The organism is Actinomadura bangladeshensis (genome assembly GCF_004348335.1).
Lineage (GTDB): Bacteria > Actinomycetota > Actinomycetes > Streptosporangiales > Streptosporangiaceae > Spirillospora > Spirillospora bangladeshensis.
Map to the genome: position 1 here is coordinate 1 of NZ_SMJW01000493.1, position 2,318 is coordinate 2,318.

The following is a 2,318-nucleotide window of genomic DNA, read 5'->3' on the forward strand; positions in this document are numbered from 1 at the left end:
GGCGGGGAGGATGCCTTCGTTGGCGGCCCAGGTGCGGAGTTCGCCGGCGGCGGCCTCCTTGCCGATCATGCCGCGGTCCAGGCGGACGTCCAGGAGGAACTTGTACGCCCTGCCGACGAGGGGGCCGGGCTTGATGCCGAGGATGTCCTGGATCTCGTTGCCGTCGAGCTCCGGGCGGATCGCGGCCAGCTCCTCCTCCTGCGCGAGGCGCTCGATGCGCAGTTCCAGGTCGTCGTAGGTGCGGCGGAGCCGGTCGGCCTTGCGCCGGTTGCGGGTCGTGCAGTCGGCGCGGGTCAGCTTGTGCAGCCGGGACAGCAGCGGCCCGGCGTCGCGGACGTAGCGGCGGACGGCCGAGTCCGTCCACTCGCCGGTGCCGTAGCCGTGGAAGCGCAGGTGCAGCTCCACCAGGCGGGACACGTCGTTGATGACGTCCTTCGGGTAGCGCAGGGCGGTCAGCCGCTTGCGGGTCATCTTCGCGCCGACGACCTCGTGGTGGTGGAACGACACCCGGCCGCCGTCCTCGAACCGGCGCGTCCGCGGCTTGCCGATGTCGTGCAGCAGCGCCGCCAGCCGCAGCACGAGGTCGGGCCCATTCTGCTCCTGCGCGATGGCCTGCTCCAGGACGATCAGCGAGTGCTCGTAGACGTCCTTGTGCCGGTGGTGCTCGTCGATCTCCAGCCGCAGCTTCGGCAGCTCCGGCAGGACGTGCGCGGCGAGGCCCGTCTCGACGAGCAGCGCGAGACCCTGCCGCGGGTACCGGCCGCAGATCAGCTTGGACAGCTCGTCCCGGATCCGCTCGGCGGAGACGATCTCGATGCGGGACGCCATCTCCTTCATCGCGCGGACGACGTCCGGCGCGACCGCGAACCCGAGCTGCGAGGCGAACCGGGCGGCGCGCAGCATCCGCAGCGGGTCGTCGCCGAAGGAGTCCTCGGGTCTGCCGGGCGTCCGCAGGAGCTTGCGCTGCAGGTCGGTGAGGCCGCCGAACGGGTCGACGAACTCGTGGCCGGGCAGCCGCGCCGCCATGGCGTTCACCGCGAAGTCGCGGCGGCGGAGGTCCTCGACGAGGGACGTCCCGTAGGAGACGTCCGGCTTGCGGGACTTCGGATCGTAGGACTCGCTGCGGTAGGTGGTGATCTCCAGCTCGACGCCGTCCTTGCGGAGGCCGACGGTGCCGAACTCGATGCCGATCGTCCAGTGCGCGTCCGCCCAGTCGCGGATGATCTCCAGGGTGCGTTCGGGCGGCGCGTCGGTGGTCAGGTCGACGTCCTTGGTGCGGCGGCGCAGCAGCGCGTCCCGGACGGGCCCGCCGACCAGCGCCAGCTCGTGACCGGCCGCCGCGAACAGGGCGCCGAGGTCGTCGGCGACGGGGGCGATCCCGCGCAGCAGCTCGGCGATCGCGGTGCGCCGCGAGGACTCTGGGGTCACGTTCTGGTTGGGCACGGCCATCGAGCGTATTTCCTTGATTGACGGGCTGACAAAGGACTTTCCGATGATCGCGGGGCCTCGCGCGGGAGCCTTTGCGGGGCCGGAGCCGGACGGACCCCTTCTCATGCCGCGATCTCCGGGTTACGTTCTGGGCACCCCGATGACGCCAGCGCGACCGCCGGTGAGCCTCCCGCACGACAACGGTAGCGGGATCCCCAAGGGCCACGGTCCGCCGCATCTGCGGGTGAGGCGCATCGTGATGGTTTACGTGACGTTTGACGCGAGTTAGGCCAGTCGTTCCGGGTATGTGGGGATATCCCCCACAGAGTGCGAAGCACGGGGACTCAGCGAAACCAGTTCCGGGGGTGAGCGGGGAGGCCCCCGCGGAATGGAGCCGAAGATGAAGGACGCTCTCGCCATCCACCGCGCGCTGCTCGAATGGGAGGCCGTGCACGAGATCGTGCGGCTGCCCGGCGCCATCTCCCACGCCGACGAACTCCCGAAGGCCCTCGGGCTCCCGGCGGAACGGTGCCTGGTGACGCGCGTCTACGCCTGCGACGGCGGACGGCACGGCCGCCGCTTCCTGACCGGCGTGATCGTCCCGGCGGGTGAACGCCCGGTGATGGCGGCGGTCCGGCGGACGGTCGGCGCCCGCACCGTCCGGCCCGCGCACCCCGACCTCGTGAACGCGGTCACCGAGTACGCGGCCGGCCTCGTCTGCCCGCTCCTGCTGCCCGACACGATGCCGCTGCTCATCGACCACCGCCTGGCGGACGGCCTGAACTCCGACGACGTCGTCTACACGGCGACGGGGGAGGCGTACACGGCCCTCGGCATCCGAGGGAGCTCCCTCTACGCCCTCTGCCACGCCAAGCCGGTCGACCCTCTCG

Annotated in this window: 2 protein-coding genes; one reads left to right on the forward strand and one right to left on the reverse strand. The window is 71.4% G+C overall.

Annotation, left to right across the window (positions count from 1 at the left end; translation table 11 throughout):
• A partial coding sequence (locus E1284_RS40245) for a CCA tRNA nucleotidyltransferase (protein ID WP_131945366.1) occupies nucleotides 1-1,449 on the reverse strand: 1,449 nt, incomplete at its 3' end.
• Nucleotides 1,450-1,828: 379 nt separating this feature from the next.
• Between E1284_RS40245 and E1284_RS40250 the strand changes: the two genes are divergently transcribed.
• The coding region (locus E1284_RS40250) for an aminoacyl-tRNA deacylase (RefSeq protein ID WP_131945367.1) at nucleotides 1,829-2,318 on the forward strand (490 nt) is incomplete at its 3' end.